The sequence below is a fragment of the Chitinophagales bacterium genome, assembly GCA_017303835.1.
In the GTDB taxonomy this organism is placed as follows: Bacteria; Bacteroidota; Bacteroidia; order Chitinophagales; family Chitinophagaceae; genus JAFLBI01.
Window position 1 is genome coordinate 434,809 of the sequence record JAFLBI010000001.1, and the last position, 18,984, is coordinate 453,792.

Consider the following 18,984-nt stretch of genomic DNA (forward strand, 5'->3'; position numbering starts at 1 on the left):
TGATTAAAGCACTATATTAACAGTATGAAAGTTTTGCTTACAGGTGCAACAGGTATGATTGGTGGTTTGATTTTGGAGCAATGTTTGGCTTCAGATACAATCAAGCAAGTAGTCAGTTTTGTGCGTAAGCAGAGCGGACAAAAACATCATAAGCTTAGAGAGGTAGTGGTGGACGATTTCCATGATTTCACTAGTCATGCAGATTTGTTTGCTGATGCAAGCGCAGCCTATTTCTGTTTAGGCGCTTACACTGGTCAGGTAAGCAATGATATGCTGAAAGTGATTACTGTTGACTATGTGTTGGCATTTGCACAAATGTTAGCTGACAAAAGCCCGGGAGCAAGATTCTGTCTATTGAGTGGAGCGGGAGCAGACAGGACTGAAAAAAGTAAAACACCATTCGCATTGTATAAAGGAATAGCTGAGAATGGTGTTACTGCATTGAACCTTGAGTTCTATAGTTTTCGTCCCGGATATATTTATCCGGTTATAGCACGTAAAGAACCCAATTTTGCTTATCGTGTTTTCCGTTTTCTTTATCCATTAGTTCGTTTGTTTGGAAATCAATACAGTATTCGATCTACTGATTTAGCGGCAGTGATGTTTAAGGTTGGACTTAATGGAACAGATATATCAGTATTAGAGAATTCTGCTATTGCAACGCGCGTAGGTTAATTGATGCTTTCGTTGATTGTATTTCATTTGCTGCTTGCTTATTTTGTTATAGTTGTTTCTTCTGCTAAAAGTAAATAAGCTTCTGCATTAGTGATCTTTGTCACATTGCAGTAGTACATTTTCGGCGAAATGTCGATTTCTCTTTACAAATAATTTGATTTGTAGTTGCATCACTACAGGTTTACCTCTTTGGTGGGAATAGTTTTGCATGGTAACTAAGCCATTACACTTAAACTCACCACCATGAAAAAAATCATCTTTTTGTTGATTACCCTTAGCCTTGCAGGATTTGCATTTGGACAGTCTGCTTTGCGAACTAAAATGACTGTTGATCAGCGTACAAATTATTCCAAAGCATTGTCAGCTTATGAGCATTCTGAATTGAACACTTTGGTTAATGCAGGTACAGCCATTACAATTTTTTTACCGAACGATTTTGCGATGTCTCAATTACCTGAGACAGAGGCAAATGGATTAAGCAATAAGAATCAATCGACGCTAGCACAATTTGCTAAAACATACAGTGTTTTGGGTGCATTCTCATCTGCTAAGCTGATGAACGATATTAAAGCAAGTCCCGGAGGTTTAAAGGTGCAGGGTAGAAACAATCAGCAGTTTACTTTTCTGGAGAACCCTCCTTACATATTGATTAATGTTGATGATAAAGTCGAGTCTAATATTGAAGCTACCATTCTTATAAATAAAGCTGTAATTCACCTTGTGTCCGGACTTTTAAAATAAGGACCATACTTCACTTATATCTCTCTACGAATATTTAAAGACTAATCCATGAAACGTGAGTACGATAATTCAGATACGAGAACTTTTATCTCTTTTAGCAAATACGTTGTTACTACATTATTCTTCTTGTCTGTTTTTCAGATAAGGGGTTTCTCGCAATGTGCAGAAAACCTGACTTTCAATTACAATAACCTTTCTTATTGGTCATTGTACCTTGGTACGTATAACGGTGCTAGGGCAACAAATCCAATTAACTCATCATTTAATACACCACCTGCTACGATCACCTCAATGCAGAGTTTGAATGAAGCAAGTAGCACCGAGAAGGCTATTACTATATTTCGAAATCAAGGTGCAGCTCAATCCACCGATCCTATCGCTACAGCAATTAAAACAGTGCCCAATATAAATGGGTATCAGTATGATTACTCTATTAAACTTGGTAGTAGTCTAACTGGTAAACGTTTGCGTAAGATGGCATATCGGGTTAACGTGCCTAGTGGCTCTCAGGCATATACAATAACTTATGCTTATGCATTGGTATTGCAGGACCCAGGTCACGCGTGGGATCAACAACCTAGATTTACAGCAACCGTTCGTGATCCATCAAAACCTGTAGGTCAGGATACCATTAAGTGTGCTTCAGTTCAATATTTCGTGCCTGCAGATGCAACGACAAGAACTAATCAAGGTTTTGTTTTAGTTAGTTCGGGGTTATATTATAAGAACTGGGCTGAAGCTTCAGTAGATATTGCTGGGTATGCTGGCAAAACAATAATTATTGAGTTTGAATCAGAAGGTTGTTCTCAAAGTGGTCACTATGGTTATGCTTATTTCGCTTTAAGAAACGATGGTTGTTCTGAGGGATCAATTGCCGGTGAAACCAATATTTGTAATACAGGTAGTTTTACTTATTCAACACCTCCAATTGTTGATGCTTCTTATACATGGACATTGCCTTCTGGTTGGACGGGTAGTTCAACATCAAATTCAATAACCGTTACACCAAATAATAATAGCGGCTATATTACTGTTACGCCTTCTCAGTCGTGTGGTAGTGTGCAAACAAGATCTCTATATGTAAAGTCGCAAACAGAAGTGCCTATTGCACCTGGTGCCATTAGTGGTCCAACATCCATATGCAATAACTCAACCAATATAACTTATTCGATTAGTCCGGTAGCAAATGCAACTTCTTACGCATGGACGATTCCATCGGGTTGGTCTGTTGTTAGTGGAGGTACATCTACGTCAATTACTGTTAATGCTGGTGCAGGAAGCGGTAGTATTTCTGTAGTTGCCAAAAATGGTTGTGGTACAAGTAGTCCCTCTTCTACACCCCTTAATATCATTGCTTCTACACCAAGTGCGGGTGGTACTATCACTACAAACCCTAACACAAGTGTTTGTGCAGGTACAAGTGTTACATTGACGAATTCTGGTAAGACTGGTAGTATTCTCGCTTGGCAAAGGTCTTATAATGGTGGTCAGGATTGGTCAGATATTGCAGGGCAAACAGGGACTACTTATACAGAGTCTAATCCAACACAAAGTGCCCTGTATCGTGTAAGGGTACAGAATGGATCATGTTTAGAAGCAGTGAGTGCAGAAGCTACTTTAGCAGTTAATGCACTGCCTAATATAGATTTTCATCCATCCAATGTGGGTATTTGTACAGGAGCTTCCGCCAGTTTCACAGTTTCTGCATCAGGAGCGGGTTTAACTTATCAGTGGCAACGTAGTACAAATGGTTCTACTTGGACGAATATTACGGCTGCTACAACGCCTTCGGATGGTGTTACGTATAGCAATTTCACTACTGCTACACTGACTATTTCAAGTGCAGTTGTTGGCGTAAATAATTATCAATACCGTTGTTTGGTGTCTGGTACTTGTTCGCCAGCTGCAACTTCTAATGCTGCGGTATTAACCGTGTCTGGAGCTGCAGTAAGTATTGGTGCACAGCCAACAGCAGCGAGTATTTGTCAGGGTTCAACTGTAAACCTCTCAATGGCGGCTACTGGTACTAACTTAACGTATCAGTGGTATTCGAATACAACAAATAGTAATACCGGTGGTACTGCAATAAGTGGTGCTACTACGAATAGTTATTCATTTAATGCATCTACTGCAGGTACAAACTATTATTATGTTGTAGCAACTTCTACCTGTTCACCAACAGTGCTTACAGCTACAACCAATGCCGTTTCAGTTGTCACTACTGCAAGTAGTACGGTGTCAGTTAGCATGGCTGCTAGTCCTATCGGTACACTTTGTGCTGGTACGAGTGTAACATTCACGGCTACTCCTACAAATGGAGGCTCATCGCCAACATATGCTTGGACTAAGAACGGAACAACTATTTCTGGTGAAACGGCAGCCACTTATACCACTACTACGCTTGTAAATGGTGATATTATTGGTGTTTCCTTAACATCAGATAAGTCTTGTGTTATTGGTAATCCAGCTTCAGCTGCACCAGTTACAATGAGTGTTACTGCGTCCCCTGCGGCACCAACTGGTACAGGTGCCTCACGTGTTGGGGAAGGTGCTCTGGTGCTCTCAGCTACTCCAGTTGCTGGATCAACTGTTGATTGGTATGCTGTTGCTACTGGTGGGTCGGTACTTACAGGTGGGCAAGGCGTTACTAGCTACACTACACCATCCTTAAATAATACAACCACATACTATGCTGCTGCGCGTAACATAGGAAATGGATGTAGTTCTCCAATAAGAACTGCAGTTGTCGCAACAGTGAACTTAAATGTTGATCCAACTATTACACTCGCAGATATAACTAAAAATTATGGCGATAATGCATTTACAGTATCTGCAAATAGTAATAGTAGTGGTGTAGTAACATATACCTCAAGTAATACAAACGTTGCCACGATTAGTGGTAGTACAATAACTATTGTTGGTGCAGGTAATACTACCATTACCGCCAGTCAGGCTTCAAGCGGCAACTTTAATGCAAAATCTGTAACAGCAACTTTAGTTGTAAACAAGATTAATCCTACTATAAGCTTGGGTAATATGACCAAGACTTATGGTGATGCTAGCTTCAACCTGAACACAACAAGCAACAGCACCGGTGCCATCACATACAGCAGTAGTAATACGAGTGTGGCGACTATTAGTGGCAGCACAGTGACCATAGTTGGTGCAGGTAGTGCAACGATTACCGCCAGCCAGGTAGCTGATGCGAACTATAATGCCGGAACAACAACAGCTAGTCTGACAGTAGGCAAGGCCAGTCCAACAATGAGTCTGGGTAATATGATCAAGACTTATGGTAATGCTAGCTTCAACCTGAACGGAACAAGTAATAGCACAGGTGCCATCACTTACAGCAGTAGTAATACGAGTGTGGCGACTATTAGTGGCAACACAGTAACCATAGTTGGTGCAGGTAGTGCAACGATTACCGCTAGTCAGGTAACTGATGCAAACTATAATGCCGGAACAACAACAGCTAGTCTGACAGTAGGTAAGGCGAGCCCAACAATTAGCTTGGGTAATATGACCAAGACTTATGGCGATGCTAGCTTCAGCCTGAGCGCAACAAGTAATAGCACAGGTGCCATCACTTACAGCAGTAGTAATACGAGTGTGGCTACGATTAGTGGCAATACAGTGACCATAGTAGGCGCAGGTAGTGCAACGATTACCGCTAGTCAGGTAGCTGATGCGAACTATAATGCCGGAACGACTTCAGCTAGTCTGACAGTAGGCAAGGCGAGCCCAACAATTAGCTTGGGTAATATGACCAAGACTTATGGTAATGCGCCGTTTAGTGTTGGTGCAACAAGTAACAGCACAGGAGCCATCACTTACAGTAGTAGTAATACAAGTGTCGCTACGATTAGTGGCAACACAGTGACCATAGTTGGCGCAGGTAGTGCAACGATTACCGCCAGTCAGGTAGCTGATGCAAACTATAATGCCGGAACGACTACAGCTAGTCTGACAGTAGGCAAAGCGAGCCCAACAATCAGTCTGGGTAATATGACCAAGACTTATGGCGATGCTAGCTTCAGCCTGAACGCAACAAGCAATAGCACCGGTGCCATTACTTACAGCAGTAATAATACGAGTGTGGCAACCATTAGTGGTAGTACTGTGACCATAGTAGGCGCGGGTAGTGCAACGATTACTGCTAGTCAGCAGGAGACAAGTGACTATTTGGCTAGTCAAGTTTCTGCTACAATTACAATCGCTAAGCAAAAAGCTTCCATTGCAATAGAAGACATCTCCAAAAACTATGGGGATCCAGATGTTGAGTTGAAAGCGAGTTCAGCAAGTATGGGTAGCTATAGTTTTGTTTCAAGTAATACTTCAGTTGCTCGAATTGTTGGTACAACATTATCTATCGTGGGTGCGGGTCAGGCTGTAATTACAGTTCAGCAAGTAGAAACTGAGAATTATGCATCAAATTCTAAGGATATTAAGTTGAATGTAGCAAAAGCACCATTGAGCCTTGTAGCAGATAATAAAGTGAAATGTAACAACTCGCCTAATCCTGTATTTACATTTACAGCTACTGGTTTTGTTAGAAACGATGACGTTACAGCCATATCTCGTAAACCTGAGTATAAATTGATTAGTGCTTCATCTGCTGAAGATGCGTATATTATCAGGCCGTTTGCGGCGGAGGCGAAGGATTATGTCATCAGTTATGGCGATGGTATGTTGACGGAACACACGATCAATCCAGTTAGGGTAGAGCCAGATTATGCAAAAGTGGCAAAAGGAACTAATGTAACTATTCGGGCTTTCGGAAATTCAGTTGCATATCAGTGGAATGCAGTACCTGGTATTTTGACAAGTCTGAATGGAGACAGGATTGTAGCCAGGGTATTTGCCAAAACTGCCTATTCTGTTACAATGACTGATCCTAACGGTTGTAAAACCACAGGTAGCTATGAAGTAGATGTAAATGAAGATATTACTATAGCGCCTGCGATTGTTTTGTCGCCAAACGGAGATGGACGTAACGATAAGTTTGTCATAGACAATATCGATTTATATCCAGAGAATAAGCTTCAAGTGTTTGATAGAACAGGTAAAATGCTATACGAAGCAGTTAATTATCGCAATAATTGGGATGGTCGTGTAAATGGTGCACTGCTTGTTAAAGACAATTACTTCTATGTATTAACAGTAAAGGGACAAGTAGTAAAACGTGGTTCAATAACCGTTGTTCGATAATTTTTTATGGCTTAGTTGGCACATGGTATTGTGGTGATACTGTGCCAAAGACCGCTTCTGTCTAGAAGCGGTCTTTTTATGTCAAGAATTTTAATGGTGTTGTAGTTGTCCCCCTACAGACATATGGCAGTATTCATGATAAGTAAGGCTAATGATTCTTGGGAATTTTATGTCGTCAAAAGGTTACTAAATAAGTAGCCAATTGCAACCCTCCAAGATTTCACGTTTAAGCCTTTTTATGAGAAAAAATAACTACCTCCGATTCGTAACAGTGATTGCTTTTTTTGTAACAAATTTACCGGGTGTATCCGCGCAGATTCAGACAGAAAACAGCATGAGCCAGTATTTTGCCAGTAAGTCTTTGTGGAATGCAGCCTATGCTGGTGCTGAAGGTAATAGGGTGTATGCAATGCAAAACAGAAGTTGGATTGGTTTTGACGGAGCCCCTGTTCTAACCAATATTATAGGCGAGTTTAATTTTGGCGCAAACTCATCTGCAGGTGTTCAATTGATGGCAGATAAAAGCGGTATTTTGAATAGGACTTTAGGTGTGCTTTCTTATGCTTACAATATTCGTTTGAATGAAGGTAAGGCTTTGCGTTTGGGTGTTTCATTTTCTATGAGTAGCGATAGATTGGATTATGCCAAATTAGGTGATGCGGCATCGCATGATCCAATGGTTATTGAGCAAGTAAACAGTCAAATAGAGTATGACGGTAATTTTGGTGCGGTATATATGCATGATAATCTTGATATAGCTGTATCAGTATTCAGACTGGCGAAGAACTTAAAAGGTGGTGATGAGATTGGTAATTTGGCAGTTGGTCAGGCAGCAATCTCTTACAATATTGCAGTAGATGATTTAGGTAAAATGCAAATTAAGCCAATGATAATAGGTAGAATGTATAGAAAAACAGCGCCGGTATTTGATGCTGGGTTCGAAGCAGATTATGATCATATGTTTAAGGTGATGGGTATGTATCAAAGTACTGGTAATATCCGTGGTGGCTTGGGTATTTATAAAGAAGGCCTGGGCGGAATAAATGTAATGTATTCAACCAATCATAAGATTGCTAACACTGCTAGTCAGCAATACGAAGTAGGATTGATGATTGATTTAAATAAAAAATATTAAGATTTAAATGACTTTGGAGAGGTGGTTATTAGGGCCCCATGCAGAAGTGTGTGGGGCCCTTTTTATTGAACCAATTTAAGGGTAGAATATTCAACTTTCTAAGTCAGTTTATTGTGTAGCATACCTGAGTCGAACCGGTGACCTTCCCGACGTGCCGTCGGGACGCTCTATTTGGTTTTGATGAGTTGTTGAATGAAGGTTTTGCTTTTTTGTTTCTTGATTGCATTTTCTCTAGCCATTGCTTCAGCCCTTGTTGGGAAAGCCTCTTGATGGACAAGTATCCAGTCCTTGGCTTTTTTAGTGGATTTACTGCCTGAGTTGTTGTGTCGAAATAGTCTGTCATCTAAGTTGGCAGTATGGCCCACATAGAAGCTGTCCAATGATTTTGAGTAAATGATATAGACAATAAAAGGCATAAAAAAGCCCAACGCTTTTTGAGGGTTGGGCTGAAAGTGGAGAATACCGGAGTCGAACCGGTGACCTTCCCGACGTGCCGTCGGGACGCTCTATTTAGTGTTGATGAGTTGTTGAATGAAGGTTTTGCTTTTTTGTTTCTTGATTGCATTTTCTCTAGCCATTGCTTCAGCCCTTGTTGGGAAAGCCTCTTGATAAACAAGTATCCAGTCTTTTGCTTTTTTAGTGGATTTACTACCTGAGTTGTTGTGTCGAAATAGTCTGTCATCTAAGTTGGCAGTATGGCCAACATAGAAGCTGTCCAATGATTTTGAATAAATGATGTAGACGATAAAAGGCATAAAAAAGCCCAACACTTTTTTTGAGGGTTGGGCAGATTGTGGAGAATACCGGAGTCGAACCGGTGACCTCTTGCATGCCATGCAAGCGCTCTAGCCAGCTGAGCTAATTCCCCATGGATAAGGAACGAATGAGTAATTAATTCAGTGGTGACCTTCCCGACATGTCGTCGGGACGCTCTAGCCAGCTGAGCTAATTCCCCAAAGATAAAGAACGAATGAGAAATTAATTCAGTTGTGACCTTCCCGACATGTGGTCGGGACGCTCTAGCCAGCTGAGCTAATTCCCCAAGGATAAAGAACGAATGAGAAATTAATTCAGTTGTGACCTTCCCGACATGTGGTCGGGACGCTCTAGCCAGCTGAGCTAATTCCCCGTAGATAAAGAACATTCTAAGGGCAACAAACTGTTACACTCAGAGGAGTGCAAAAGTAAGCCTTGGGGTGTTTTGTCCAAAAATATTTAGTCCTTTTTTACCTGCAACTTTATGCCCACAGAGCTGTTACCTTTATACAAAGTTTTTTATGGGCATTCTACGTCAACTTGCAGAATATCTCTACATCAAGAAGCGCGATCCAAATGAACCAAGAACCCAGTGGATGAAGTATATGCACGGCATGAACAGGATATCACTAATCATGTTCCTGATTGCTGTGATCATCATTCTAGTAAGGCTGGTGATTTTACCGCTTTTTAAGTAAGCCAATGATAAATAGAGCTGGCAGCCTGTTCTGAAGCTTTGCCACCTTTGGTGAGTAATGCTTTTAAGTGTGTATAGTCCTCCTGAATGGCTGCCCGTTTATCTACATCGTACAAAATTGTTCTGAGTTCCTGAACGAGATTCTCAGTTGTGAGTTCCTGCTGTATTAATTCTTTTACAACCAGCTTGTCCATAATCAGGTTGACAAGCGAAATGTATTTCACTTTTACCAACCGTTTTGCAATGGCATAGCTAATTGGACTTCCCTTATAACACACAATTTCAGGTACGCCAAATAGGGCCGTTTCTAAAGTGGCTGTTCCGCTGGTGACTAATGCAGCTTTGGACTCTAATAGCAAATCATAGGTTTTGCCAACGGCAATTGCAACGTTTGAATAGCCTGCCATCAGCGGTTGATACAGACTGCTGTCTTGCCCGGGGGCTTGTGCCACAACAAACTTGTGTTCTGGAAAATGTTTGCTCACTTCGAGCATAATGGGCAGTTTCTGGAGAATCTCTTGCTTACGGCTGCCGGGAAGTAATGCAACAACAGGTGATTTATGGATGCTTTTCTCGGCAAGTTTCTGATTAATCACTTCTACAAGTGGATGCCCAACATATTCCACCTCCCAGTTCCAGCGGGTTTTGTAATAATCTTGCTCGAAGGGGAGTATGCACAGCATCTTGTCGATGCATTGTTTCATTTTAACCACCCGCTTTTCTTTCCAGGCCCATACTTGTGGAGAGATATAGTAAATCACTTTGAAACCCTTCGCTTTCGCCCATTCGGCGATACGCAGATTAAAACCGGGATAATCAATCAGTATCAATGCATCAGGCTGATAGGCCAGTATATCCTGTTTACAGAATTTGATGTTGCTGAGAATGGTGGGTAGGTTGCGTAATACTTCTGCAAAGCCCATAAAAGCCAGATCGCGATAATGTTTTACCAGATCAGCACCTGCCTCCTGCATCATATCTCCGCCCCAACAGCGGAATTCAGCCTGCGCATCTTGTAAATGCAAAGCTTTGAGCAGGTTGCTTCCATGTAAATCGCCGCTGGCTTCACCAGCGATCACGTAATAACGCATGGTACTGATTTGAGCTGCTAAAATAGGTTTTATCAAAGGCTTTTCAGACCTGGATATAGAAAGAAAAAATCAGTTAACTAAAAAAATAGTTTGTAAACTAAAAATATAGTTTTACATTCGATTATCAAATAACCCCCAATTATGAAAACATTGACCAAAGCAGAAGAGCAGATCATGCTGAGTATCTGGAAGCTGGAAAAAGGTTTTTTGCGCGAGATCGTTGAAGCACAGCCTGAGCCCAAGCCACATCAGAATACCGTAGCCACCATTTTAAAAATTCTGGTAGATAAGGGTTATGTGGGTGTTAATCAGGTGGGAAGGATGCATGAGTATTATGCGCTGATTAGTAAGGCGGAATATTCTTCGCATACCATGCGCCATCTGGTGGAAGGTTATTTTGAAGGCTCTTTTGCAGACGCGGTTTCTTTTATGGTAAAGCAAAAAGAAATTAGTGTGAAGGAACTGGAGTTATTGCTGCAACAAATGAAAAACGCTAAAAAATAATTTTATGCAAGCCATTGCCTACTACCTGCTGCAGGTGATGATCTGCAGCGTATTGCTGATGGGCTATTACTGGTTATTCCTGCGCAATGAAAGGTTTCACCGGTATAACCGCTTTTACCTGCTCTCCATAGCTGTATTATGTTGGGTAATACCCCTGGTGCGAATCCAGTTGCAGGTTCCTGATGAAGATACAGGTGATGTGTACCGATTGATGACGGTAGTGGCAGACCAGCAAACTTATTGGGAGACCACTGTTCAGTCGGCTAGCTTTCATTTAGGTTGGGAGGAAATTGTTTGGATAGTTTATACTGTTGTCACAAGCTTATTAATGCTTGGCTTGTTTCGTGCTATCTTGAAAATAAGGTTACTGCTCAACAAACATGCTTGCAGAAAGATACAGGATGTGTATATCATCATGACCCAAGTGCAGGGTACACCATTTTCCTTTTTCAAATACATTTTCTGGCACACGGATATAGATCTGCGTAGTGAAGATGGTCAACGCATGCTGGAACATGAATTAACGCATGTGCGTGAATGGCATAGTGTAGATAAATTATTGATTCAGTTATTGTTGGTGTTTGGATGGATCAACCCTATACTCTGGTTGATCAAAAAAGAGCTGGAAATGATTCATGAGTTTATTGCTGATCAAAAAGCTGTGCGCGATGGAGATACAGCTGCATTGGCCAGTATGCTCTTAACGGCTATTTATCCTCAGCAAAGAACATTGTTAACTCATTCATTCTTTTTTTCACCCATAAAACGAAGAATACTAATGCTGACAAAAAATAATCATCCGCGGTTCTCTTATTTCAGAAGAGTGGTTGTATTGCCGATTTCCATCTGCATTGTTTTGTTTTTTTCTTTCAGAATCAGTACCAGAGCGCAGGAGAGTGATATTGCAAGACAACAAGCTGCTTACATTATTAACGACGCAGCTTTATCTGATAGTCTTGGAGATTTGAAGAAACCTAAAGTGGTGAGTATTTATGGCTCATTTAATACCTTTTTCTTAAGTGCGGATAAGAAATCACTTTACGAAACATTCAAAGACTCACTGGGGTTTGGTAAGAACATTATTTATCAGGTTAATGGTAAGGAAGTAAGTGAGCAGCAAGCATTATCAATGAATCCGGCAGCGGTGAAGTGTGTGAATATATATGGGGGTGAAATTGCTATTGAAAAATTTGGTCAGCAGGCTTGCGATGGGGTAGTGGATATTATTTTGAATGACTCAGAGGCTAAGAAAGTTGATACATCTAGACCTGTTAGGTTGAATGAAATTATTGTCCCTAGCTCTCCTGATGTACAACCTCTTTATTATCTTAATGGAATTAGGTTAAAGCATATAGCAGCATTAAATAAAATTGAGCCAAATAATATTGCTACAGTGAATGTGCTTAAAAATGAAAAAGCAGTTGAAAAGTATGGTAAAGAAGGCATAAGAGGTGTTGTTGAAATTTTTACAAAGGATAAGAAAACAATTGAAGTGGTAGCCAGCGATCCCGCGGGTGTGAAAGATTTTCAGAAAAGAAACCCTCAGATAAAGCAGGTATACTGGAAACATAGCCCTTTGCGCATGATTGTAGCATTAAAAGATGGTACTGAAGAAAGTTATGATTTAACCAGTGAAGCCAGTAAGAACAGGGCAGTAAAGAAATATGGAAAACTACCCATGCCTGCTCCGCCGCCACCTCCACTACCGGCTCCCATTGTAGCAAAGGAGCAGGATAAACCTATTGAGGTTTACGACAGAATATTCACTAAAGTGCAAGAGCCAGCTTCATTCCCAGGCGGTAAGGAAGCTTGGCAGAAATACCTTGAGCGTAATTTAGGTTTCGATGTCCCAGTCAAAAATGGAGCACCTCCAGGTCAATATGGTGTTACAGTAAGATTCATAGTAGATGAACAGGGTGGTATAAGTAATGTAGAGGCAGAGAACGATCCCGGCTATGGCACAGCAGCAGAAGCTGTTAACTTGATTAAAAAGGGCCCTGGTTGGATGCCGGCCAAACAAAATGGAAAAAATGTCAAATACTGGATGAAGCAAAATATCACTTTCGTTGTATCAGAAGATTGATTGAAATAAAAAGGGCCGAAAGGCCCTTTTTTATGCGAAAAACTTTATACCAACTGCAGCCAGCGCATAAATGCAAGTAGCAATAAAAATCCCCCTCGCAGTCTTATCAATATGCTTATTAATATAGATAGTAAATACCACTGCGTTGGCAATGAGTGAAACGCTCACCACAGAGGTGAGTAATGATTTCCACTGTAGCATGTATGCCAGAAACTCGCCAAAACCAATGGAGCGAAACTTCCAGAAATAAAAGCCAAGCATACCTAGTACTGGTGCCAGAAAACCAAGTATCAATCCGAAATAGAGATTGTCTTTCTTCAGCATATTAGCGGATGATTTTTGCTAGTTTGGATTTGAGTACATAGTTGGTTAGGTCAAACTGCACAGGTACTACACTTACGTAATTGTTTTTAAGTGCCCATACATCTGTGTCTTTGGCCTTGTCGAAATTTACAAACTCGCCGGTAAGCCAATAGTACTTACGACCATGTGGATCTTTACGCGCAACAAAGTCTTCGTCATATTTGGCATAAGCCTGCTTGCAGACTTTAAAACCCTTGATCAGTTCTTTTGGTATCGCCGGAATATTCACATTTAAGCAGAGATGCTTATCTATCTTCTTACCGAGAATTTGTTGTACGAGTAAGCGAGCATAGTGTTGTGCGCCTGAAAAATCTGCTTCCATACTGAAATCAAGTAGACTAAATCCTATGCTTGGAATGTTTTCAATAGAAGCTTCCAGCGCTGCGCTCATCGTACCACTGTAAATAACATTGATAGAGTGGTTGGCGCCATGGTTGATACCGCTCAGGCAGATATCCGGTTTTTTATGCAATACTTTGTCTACGGCCAATTTCACACAGTCAACCGGAGTACCACTACAACTGTAGGCTTCTACACCATCCATTAAACTAACAGCTTGTAAGCGCAGTGGCTGTCCTATAGTAATTGCATGGCCCATGCCGCTTTGTGGTTTTTCAGGGGCCACTACTACTACTTTGCCAAGGTCTTTAACTGCTGCAACGAGGTTGTGTAATCCGGGGGCGTGAATGCTGTCATCATTTGTGATCAGGATAACTGGAACTTGCTTTTTTGCCATGCACCAAAAATCTGCAAAAACAGGCTGCTAAAAAATTTTGTGTAAAAATATTTGGTTAAGCTAAAAAAATTAGTATTTTGCACTAAATCAGTTAGTCATGAGTTACGCAGGAAAAAATCTTCGCTATCTCCGTAAGCTGAGAGGCTGGACGCAGGAAGAGTTTGCCAACAAACTCAAAGTAAAGCGTTCACTTATCGGCGCCTATGAAGAAGAGAGGGCAGAACCCAAGCTGGAAGTGCTGGAAGCTGTCTCTGCTATCTTTAAGTACACACTGGATGATTTATTACTGAAAGACCTGTCCGAAGCCAAGGGCGGTAGTTACTTAGAGCAGCGTCGCAAACTGAAGATGGCTGCAGATAGTGTCAGTATTCAGTTTGTACCTGTAAAAGCTGCTGCCGGTTATCTGGCTGGCTACGCCGATCCTGATTTTCTGGATGAGCTCAATACCTTCACCTTGCCTATGTTGGCTCCTGGCAGTTATCGTGCTTTCGAGATTATTGGCGATAGTATGTTGCCTACACCTAGCGGTTCTGTAATTGTTGGTGAGAAAGTGGAAGACCTTGAAGAAGTCAAGAATAGCAATACTTACGTGGTGCTGACTAAGAATGAAGGGGTAGTATATAAGCGTATTCTGCGCAATAATCGACAAAAGAATAAGATTACGCTGGTAAGTGATAACCCAATATACGAGCCATATCAGGTAGGTACAGATGAAGTGCTCGAAGCATGGAAGGCTGTTTACATCATGCAGAAAGCCAATATGGCCAACCGCTGGGATGTGAACTCCTTGGCTGGTATGGTAAACAACCTGCAGGAGCAAGTGAGTTCGCTCAAGAAAAAGCTCAATTAAGTTACCTTAAATATGCCTAAGGATTCCCCGTATTAACAGGGAATCCTTTGTTTTTGCCATCCATCTAAAAACCTTTGTGTTTGCTGATGGTTTCCTGCAATTTTGCGGCCTGCATGAGATGTCTAACCCTTTTACTGATTTGCTTGCTGTCTGCCTTTGCTCAGGCGCAGGATCGTACTGCTTTCCCTCAGAAAACTATGTTTGCTGTGCGTACAGTACAAGCGCCTAAAATTGATGGCTTGCTTAACGATACTGTTTGGGCCAAAGCAACCCCCGCAAAGGATTTTATCATCAACTCACCGGATTACGGTAACCCGGCACAGCTGAAGACAGAAGTATGGGTTTTGTATGATGATGCTGCCATGTATATCGCTGCCAAGCTCTATGACGATCCGAAAATGGTGCGTAAGCAGCTGACTGCAAGAGATGGTGAGCAAAGACAGGATGTGGATTATTTCTCAGTGTTTCTAGATACCTACAATGACGATCAGAATGGTTTCCAGTTTGTGGTAACCAGCAGAAACGTACAATCGGACGGGCGTGTTTCACCTGCCGTACAAAGTAGGTTTGGCCCACCAAGCGATTATAGTTGGGATGCTGTTTGGGAAAGTAATGTGCATTTTACAGAAGATGGCTGGACGGTGGAGCTGCGCATTCCTTACATCTCTTTGCGATTTGCCAAAACTCCGCAGCAAAAATGGGGTGTAAACTTTCAACGCTTCAGCAGAAGATTGAATGAAAGTAGTTACTGGAATGCAGTGAATCCAAACGAAGCAGGATTTGTAAACCAGTTTGGTGATCTGGACGGTATTAGTAATGTAGTGCCGCCCTTGCGTTTATCTTTTCTGCCTTACGTAACAGCAGGATATAGAAGTACACCAACCACCAAAGGAACGGTGAATGAATTTCTCCGCAATGGTGGTATGGATGTGAAATGGGGTGTGAATGAAAGTTTCACTTTTGATGCGACGCTGGTACCTGATTTTGGTCAGGTGATTTCAGATAATGTTATCCTTAATCTATCGCCATTTGAAGTGCGTTTTCAGGAGAACCGCCCATTTTTCACCGAGGGTACTGAGCTCTTTAATAAAGCTGGCTTGTTTTACAGCAGAAGAATTGGACTAACACCTGCCGGCTACAGCAGCGTAAAAAGCATGGTGGCCAATGATCCAAGTTTGCGTATTGTGAAAAATCCAGGTGTAACACAATTAATCAATGCTTCTAAATTTTCCGGTAGAAACAAAAAGAACCTAGGTATTGGTGTTTTTAATGCAGTAGGCGCACCAATGCACGCGATTGTTGAGAATACCGTAACAGGAAAATCGGAGAAGATAGAAACAGAACCACTCACCAATTACAGTGTAGTGGTGTTGGATCAGGCTTTGAAAGGACGATCCTCCATCACTTTTACCAATACCAATGTAATGCGCAGTGGTACAGCAAGAGATGCGAATGTGTCTGCGTTAGATTTTGCATTGTTCGATAAGCGAAATACTTACGGACTTGTTGGCACAGCGCGTTATAGTAAGATAATGGGTTTGAATCCTTACGATGGTTTCAATACCACACTGAGTGCCAGAAAAGTGAGTGGTAAAGTACAGTTTAATGTTACGCAGAATGTCGAGTCTGATAGATATGATCCAAATGATCTCGGTTTTTTACAAGCGCCCAATGAGTTTACAACTTCTGCTCAAGTGAGCTACAACCAGTTTACACCAACCAAACGCTTTCTCAGTTACAGTTATTCATTACGCTATACCAATAGACAATTATATAAGCCTTTTGTGTGGCAAGAAATAAATATTGGAGCAAGCATCTTTCATTTCTTTAAGAATTTCTGGGATCTGAGTATCAACTATGAGGCAAAGCCGCTTTGGCAACATGATTATTTTGAACTGCGTACGCCAGGAAGAATGGTGCGCATGATGCCTTGGCATTACTTTGGTTTTAATGGAAGTACAGATAGCCGCAAGCGTTTGTTTGTAAGTATGAACCTTGGCTATGCGAATACGCCTGCTTTTGATGATGCTGAGTTTTTTCGTTATCAAATGGGGGTGCGCTATCGCTTTAGTGATCGCTTGAGTTTGGAGCTGAATGGTGATGGTAGCTCAGATTTGGGTAATGTAGGTTATGCATTCAGAAGAGAAGCAAATGGGGATCCAATAATCGGTTGGAGAAAAATTTATCAGTTCACAACACTATTATCAGGGTTGTACAATTTTACACCTCGTATGTTCTTAACACTTCGTGCGAGACATTACTGGAGCAGCGTGCGTTACGAGAAATTCTATAATGTGGATGCGCAGGGCTATTGGATTGATAGACCTTTTATTGCCGGTAATGATAACAATTACAATGCCTATAATCTGGACATGTTCTATACCTGGGACTTTATGTATGGTAGTCGATTAATTGTAGGCTGGAAAAACTGGATGCCATTAGATATGGCAGTAGATGGAACCAGATTTAGTAAGTATGGACAAAACTTGCGTCAGGTATTTTCTATGCCACAAGGAAAAGAGATAACAGCACGCCTGATTTATTTTCTGGATTATCAAAAACTAAGGCGTAAAAAAGTCTAAGTAGCTCTTGCTGCTACATTTTTGCTTTTCCACCACATCACCAATGTGAGTAGCGCAGGTATCAATCCTAATCCAATTAGCCATGGTGTGAAGGATGTGCCTAAATGGTGTTCGCCTGATTGTACACCTGCAATAATTCTGTAGACTAATAGAAAAAATACGCTGGATGTAATGATTCTGGTGAATCGGATGATTCTTGTTGCGAAGCGGTATTGGTAAGCCGCATTCTCTGGGGTGATTTGGGTAGGATAATTGAACACATGAGGATAATGACTTAATACACTCATGCCAATGTTCATTATAGTAGCAATAATAGGCAATAGCAAAATGGATTGCTTGTGACCATAAGCGTCAGCAGCTCCATTCAAGCCAAAATGTGTGGGTATCTGCTCTGGTAAACTTGCATACAACTGTAAGGGGTAAATCCACAATAAAATGAGAAAAGTCCAGGCGGTTGTTTCCATCCAGATATCCCATTTATCAAGCTTTATGGATAGTATGGGTCTCTTCATGCCATGAATTTAATAAAAAGGGCCTGTCTTACGACAAGGCCCTTTGTTCGCGGATGTATTAGAATTTGTCAGGTAAAGTCAGGAAGGGGGTTTTGCCGTCTGTAATCACCAGCTTGCTGTTATTGCTGTTGGATAAAGCCCTGAATGCCTCAATCTGTCTCAGTTTCAAGACCTGTGGCGTCAAAGTTTTATTGATGGTGTCATTTGCTCTGCGTGTAGCGTCAGCTTCAATTCTCATGGCATTGGCTTTACCTTCTGCTTCAATTTCTGTCATGCGTTTTCTGGCTTCTGCCTGAATAATCGCTGCATTCTTTTCGCCTTCTGCCTGGATGCGTGCAATTTCTTTTTTACCTTCTGCTTCAATGATTTTTCTTTCCGCATCACGCTTCTCTCTTTCTTTTACGAACTCCATACGCTGTGCGTCTTGTTCAGCCTGGAGCTTTTCTTCAATCGTGCGTGCCAATCCTTCCGGAAGACGGATCGTTTTTAATAATACATTATCAATGATGAAACCACGCGGCTCTAATATTTCGCTCATTTGCTTACGGACTGCATTCTCAATCTGTGCGCGCTCGCCGCTGTGCATGTCTTTGGCTAAAAATTTTGCTGTTATGTCAGCAGAGGAGGAGCGGAATACAGGGAGAATTACTTCACTCTCATAATTCAAGCCAATATCCTGAACGATTTTTGGTGCAGCTTCTGGCTTGATGCGGTAAAGGATAGAAATTTCTGAGCGAATGGTGAGGCCTTCTTTAGAGGGAAGGTCGGGCTTCACTTCAATGTTCATGGTACGCGTTGGTACTTTCAAGATGGTTGTCGTGAAGATGTTGTATCCCTTTGGGCCTTGTTGTACATATTGCGGATCAATTTTACCGAGTCTTCTTTTAACTCCAACTTCGCCCTGTCGAATAACAGTGCAGGAGAAAAGACCAATAATGACAAACAAAAGAATGGCTGATGTATAGCTTTTCATGATCTGAGGTTTTGATACATAGACTGTAAGACAAAACCTGTGCTAACAGCTGTTCGTTTAGTTATAAAGATTTCT

Annotated in this window: 16 protein-coding genes and 1 tRNA gene; 9 read left to right on the top strand and 8 right to left on the bottom strand. The window is 41.4% G+C overall.

Annotated features, from left to right (window positions below):
* The first annotated feature begins 24 nt into the window (after nucleotides 1-24).
* The 4 genes from J0L83_01955 to J0L83_01970 all read left to right on the top strand — a co-directional run bounded on the left by J0L83_01955 (nucleotide 25) and on the right by J0L83_01970 (nucleotide 7,762).
* Nucleotides 25-675 (top strand): NAD(P)H-binding protein, encoded by a 651-nt coding sequence (locus tag J0L83_01955; GenBank protein ID MBN8663306.1) that lies wholly within the window; start codon nucleotides 25-27, stop codon nucleotides 673-675.
* 243 nt (nucleotides 676-918) lie between these two features.
* Nucleotides 919-1,416, top strand: coding sequence for a fasciclin domain-containing protein (locus tag J0L83_01960; protein MBN8663307.1), 498 nt, complete (start codon nucleotides 919-921; stop codon nucleotides 1,414-1,416).
* Nucleotides 1,417-1,464: 48 nt separating this feature from the next.
* Entirely contained in the window at nucleotides 1,465-6,627 is a 5,163-nt protein-coding gene (locus J0L83_01965) for a gliding motility-associated C-terminal domain-containing protein (protein ID MBN8663308.1), read from the top strand.
* A 238-nt stretch (nucleotides 6,628-6,865) separates the two neighbouring features.
* Nucleotides 6,866-7,762 (top strand): PorP/SprF family type IX secretion system membrane protein, encoded by an 897-nt coding sequence (locus J0L83_01970; GenBank protein ID MBN8663309.1) that lies wholly within the window; start codon nucleotides 6,866-6,868, stop codon nucleotides 7,760-7,762.
* Between the two features lie 167 nt (nucleotides 7,763-7,929).
* On the opposite strand, the gene J0L83_01975 is transcribed toward J0L83_01970, so the two are convergent.
* The 3 genes from J0L83_01975 to J0L83_01985 form a co-directional block, all read right to left on the bottom strand.
* Nucleotides 7,930-8,178, bottom strand: coding sequence for a GIY-YIG nuclease family protein (locus J0L83_01975; protein ID MBN8663310.1), 249 nt, complete (start codon nucleotides 8,176-8,178; stop codon nucleotides 7,930-7,932).
* 90 nt (nucleotides 8,179-8,268) lie between these two features.
* Nucleotides 8,269-8,517 (bottom strand): GIY-YIG nuclease family protein, encoded by a 249-nt coding sequence (locus J0L83_01980; protein MBN8663311.1) that lies wholly within the window; start codon nucleotides 8,515-8,517, stop codon nucleotides 8,269-8,271.
* Nucleotides 8,518-8,556: 39 nt separating this feature from the next.
* Nucleotides 8,557-8,630: transfer RNA gene (locus J0L83_01985), tRNA-Ala, on the bottom strand.
* Nucleotides 8,631-9,039: 409 nt separating this feature from the next.
* On the opposite strand from J0L83_01985, the gene J0L83_01990 reads away from it, so the two are divergent.
* The gene (locus tag J0L83_01990) at nucleotides 9,040-9,216 is read left to right on the top strand and encodes a hypothetical protein (GenBank protein ID MBN8663312.1); all 177 of its coding nucleotides are present in this window, start codon (nucleotides 9,040-9,042) and stop codon (nucleotides 9,214-9,216) included.
* Here the strand turns inward: J0L83_01990 and lpxB are convergent.
* Nucleotides 9,209-10,306, bottom strand: coding sequence for a lipid-A-disaccharide synthase (gene lpxB, locus J0L83_01995; protein ID MBN8663313.1), 1,098 nt, complete (start codon nucleotides 10,304-10,306; stop codon nucleotides 9,209-9,211). The genes J0L83_01990 and lpxB overlap by 8 nt on opposite strands.
* A gap of 141 nt (nucleotides 10,307-10,447) precedes the next feature.
* Here lpxB and J0L83_02000 point away from each other — a divergent pair, with 141 nt between their 5' ends.
* Nucleotides 10,448-10,810, top strand: a complete 363-nt coding sequence (locus J0L83_02000) for a BlaI/MecI/CopY family transcriptional regulator (GenBank protein MBN8663314.1) — start codon at nucleotides 10,448-10,450, stop codon at nucleotides 10,808-10,810.
* Nucleotides 10,811-10,814: 4 nt separating this feature from the next.
* Nucleotides 10,815-12,893, top strand: coding sequence for an energy transducer TonB (locus J0L83_02005; GenBank protein MBN8663315.1), 2,079 nt, complete (start codon nucleotides 10,815-10,817; stop codon nucleotides 12,891-12,893).
* Between the two features lie 30 nt (nucleotides 12,894-12,923).
* Here the strand turns inward: J0L83_02005 and J0L83_02010 are convergent, their stop codons facing one another.
* Complete coding sequence (locus tag J0L83_02010) at nucleotides 12,924-13,217, bottom strand: hypothetical protein (GenBank protein MBN8663316.1); 294 nt, start codon at nucleotides 13,215-13,217, stop codon at nucleotides 12,924-12,926.
* A gap of 1 nt (nucleotide 13,218) precedes the next feature.
* Nucleotides 13,219-13,992, bottom strand: a complete 774-nt coding sequence (gene surE / locus J0L83_02015) for a 5'/3'-nucleotidase SurE (GenBank protein MBN8663317.1) — start codon at nucleotides 13,990-13,992, stop codon at nucleotides 13,219-13,221.
* A gap of 97 nt (nucleotides 13,993-14,089) precedes the next feature.
* Here surE and J0L83_02020 point away from each other — a divergent pair, with 97 nt between their 5' ends.
* On the top strand, nucleotides 14,090-14,842 hold the full coding sequence (locus tag J0L83_02020; protein ID MBN8663318.1) for a LexA family transcriptional regulator: 753 nt from the start codon (nucleotides 14,090-14,092) through the stop codon (nucleotides 14,840-14,842).
* Between the two features lie 206 nt (nucleotides 14,843-15,048).
* On the top strand, nucleotides 15,049-17,424 hold the full coding sequence (locus J0L83_02025) for a carbohydrate binding family 9 domain-containing protein (GenBank protein ID MBN8663319.1): 2,376 nt from the start codon (nucleotides 15,049-15,051) through the stop codon (nucleotides 17,422-17,424).
* Here J0L83_02025 and J0L83_02030 read toward each other — a convergent pair.
* Both J0L83_02030 and J0L83_02035 read right to left on the bottom strand, forming a co-directional pair.
* Entirely contained in the window at nucleotides 17,421-17,936 is a 516-nt protein-coding gene (locus J0L83_02030) for a DUF1648 domain-containing protein (protein ID MBN8663320.1), read from the bottom strand. The two genes, J0L83_02025 and J0L83_02030, sit on opposite strands and share 4 nt — an antisense overlap.
* A gap of 58 nt (nucleotides 17,937-17,994) precedes the next feature.
* The gene (locus tag J0L83_02035) at nucleotides 17,995-18,909 is read right to left on the bottom strand and encodes a hypothetical protein (GenBank protein ID MBN8663321.1); all 915 of its coding nucleotides are present in this window, start codon (nucleotides 18,907-18,909) and stop codon (nucleotides 17,995-17,997) included.
* Between the last annotated feature and the right edge of the window lie 75 nt (nucleotides 18,910-18,984).

What these genes read in the sequence shown, in the direction of transcription:
- J0L83_01955 (MBN8663306.1), top strand. Translation starts at nt 25, where the DNA reads ATGAAAGTTTTGCTTACAGGTGCAACAGGTATGATTGGTGGTTTGATT.
- J0L83_01960 (MBN8663307.1), top strand. Translation starts at nt 919, where the DNA reads ATGAAAAAAATCATCTTTTTGTTGATTACCCTTAGCCTTGCAGGATTT.
- J0L83_01965 (MBN8663308.1), top strand. Translation starts at nt 1,465, where the DNA reads ATGAAACGTGAGTACGATAATTCAGATACGAGAACTTTTATCTCTTTT.
- J0L83_01970 (MBN8663309.1), top strand. Translation starts at nt 6,866, where the DNA reads ATGAGAAAAAATAACTACCTCCGATTCGTAACAGTGATTGCTTTTTTT.
- J0L83_01975 (MBN8663310.1), bottom strand. Translation starts at nt 8,178, where the DNA reads ATGCCTTTTATTGTCTATATCATTTACTCAAAATCATTGGACAGCTTC.
- J0L83_01980 (MBN8663311.1), bottom strand. Translation starts at nt 8,517, where the DNA reads ATGCCTTTTATCGTCTACATCATTTATTCAAAATCATTGGACAGCTTC.
- J0L83_01990 (MBN8663312.1), top strand. Translation starts at nt 9,040, where the DNA reads ATGGGCATTCTACGTCAACTTGCAGAATATCTCTACATCAAGAAGCGC.
- lpxB (MBN8663313.1), bottom strand. Translation starts at nt 10,306, where the DNA reads ATGCGTTATTACGTGATCGCTGGTGAAGCCAGCGGCGATTTACATGGA.
- J0L83_02000 (MBN8663314.1), top strand. Translation starts at nt 10,448, where the DNA reads ATGAAAACATTGACCAAAGCAGAAGAGCAGATCATGCTGAGTATCTGG.
- J0L83_02005 (MBN8663315.1), top strand. Translation starts at nt 10,815, where the DNA reads ATGCAAGCCATTGCCTACTACCTGCTGCAGGTGATGATCTGCAGCGTA.
- J0L83_02010 (MBN8663316.1), bottom strand. Translation starts at nt 13,217, where the DNA reads ATGCTGAAGAAAGACAATCTCTATTTCGGATTGATACTTGGTTTTCTG.
- surE (MBN8663317.1), bottom strand. Translation starts at nt 13,992, where the DNA reads ATGGCAAAAAAGCAAGTTCCAGTTATCCTGATCACAAATGATGACAGC.
- J0L83_02020 (MBN8663318.1), top strand. Translation starts at nt 14,090, where the DNA reads ATGAGTTACGCAGGAAAAAATCTTCGCTATCTCCGTAAGCTGAGAGGC.
- J0L83_02030 (MBN8663320.1), bottom strand. Translation starts at nt 17,936, where the DNA reads ATGAAGAGACCCATACTATCCATAAAGCTTGATAAATGGGATATCTGG.
- J0L83_02035 (MBN8663321.1), bottom strand. Translation starts at nt 18,909, where the DNA reads ATGAAAAGCTATACATCAGCCATTCTTTTGTTTGTCATTATTGGTCTT.